The sequence below is a fragment of the Kitasatospora sp. NPDC049258 genome (assembly GCF_040678895.1).
In the GTDB taxonomy this organism is placed as follows: Bacteria; Actinomycetota; Actinomycetes; order Streptomycetales; family Streptomycetaceae; genus Kitasatospora.
This window is the reverse complement of sequence record NZ_JBFAQT010000114.1, coordinates 1-1338: the sequence shown is the minus strand read 5'-3', so window position 1 is coordinate 1338 and position 1338 is coordinate 1. Positions and strand designations below refer to the sequence as shown.

The following is a 1338-nucleotide window of genomic DNA, read 5'->3' as shown; positions in this document are numbered from 1 at the left end:
ATCACAGCTGCCGGACCACGCCCACCACGGATCTACGACTGAGCGGCGACGATCCGGTTGGTCAGGTTGATCGTTGCGACGTACCAGTAGAAGACCCACTCCAGGTACAGCTCGGCGTCGTAGTCCTTCTGCTGCTTGGCGTCCTGGTGACGGATGCCGAACTGGTTGGCGATCGTGAACAGGGCGCCCTCGTCCTTGCTGAGCAACTGTTCCTTGACCAGTCCTCGCCGGCGCTCCAAGACGCCAGCCAGTGCGATGACCGCCTGCCGCCGGTCCATCTCAGTGGCATTGCGGGCTCGGAACTGGGTAAGGGCGTGCTCAAGTTCCGAGTCATCGGCGTCGTGCACGTTCTCGGCCACGCGCACGGCTGTCACAAGGTCCTCGACGGCGCCTGGAGCGACAGTTTCCAAGCGGCCGACCTCGGTCAAGGTCAGGCCGAGCACGCTCTGTGACAGAAGCTCGTTGACGCGCCAGCGGTAGAGCTGGAACCCGAGCCGCGCATCGAACGAGTTGTAGTGCCAGCCGCATTCATTCCACCGGTGCCATTCACGAGCGACAGGGCGGCGTACATGATCCGCCAGGAACTCGATGACATCACAGAGGTCATCCAGACCGTAGTTGGTGAGGTTCTGCTGGACGGGCCAGAGGTTGTCGCGGCCGAGTGCGAGATGCACCTCCTCGGCAGCATCAGGCCCCAGCGTTCCATCAGTGTCCCCGTCTACGCACTCCTGGCCAAAGGCCCACGTGAGGTAGCCGGTCTTCTCCAAGTCTCTGACGAGTGCAGCAAATCGGCGCACAGTCCCAGGAAGATCTAGGCCCCCGCGGGTTGTGCTGTCCCCGTTCCGGCGCTGAGACCAGTAGGGAATGCGGTCTTGTCTGGCGGGCAGTGTCTCGGTGGCGTCATGGAGCTGTCGAAGCCAGTCAATCCGGTTCGGAGATGCCGGATCGATGGACCATGGGTCGTTGCTGTCTTCGCGCTCCGCTACGGCTTTCCACTCGTCCAGTACGTCCGACGACGAGAAGGCTTCGGCGATGAAGAACTCGCACTGGTCGCCCCAGCTGGGATCATTTGTCTTGGTGCTGATGAGGCGATCGAGTTCAGCCTTGATGAGCCAGTTCGGCCAGGAGACCTCGAAGCTGCGCGTGCGGAAGCGGTTGGAGTCAAGCGTCACGGGCCAAGTCTTGCAGAGCCGCCCAGCTGGCACACTCACGTTTCGGACCCCGGCGACGAGGACCTCCTGGAATGGACCCTAACGCCCGGGCGGGGCCGCAGAATCCCCCACGCAGAACTGTTCGCTGTGAGCGCAGGGTCCGGTGGTGCCAACGGACAGCGAACGG

1 protein-coding gene is annotated in these 1338 nt (G+C 63.1%); it reads right to left on the bottom strand.

The genetic code is table 11. The annotated features are described in order from the left end of the window. Nucleotides 1-32: 32 nt before the first annotated feature. Complete coding sequence (locus AB0K43_RS31440; protein WP_363645830.1) at nt 33-1172, bottom strand: hypothetical protein; 1140 nt, start codon at nt 1170-1172, stop codon at nt 33-35. Nucleotides 1173-1338 lie beyond the last annotated feature (166 nt).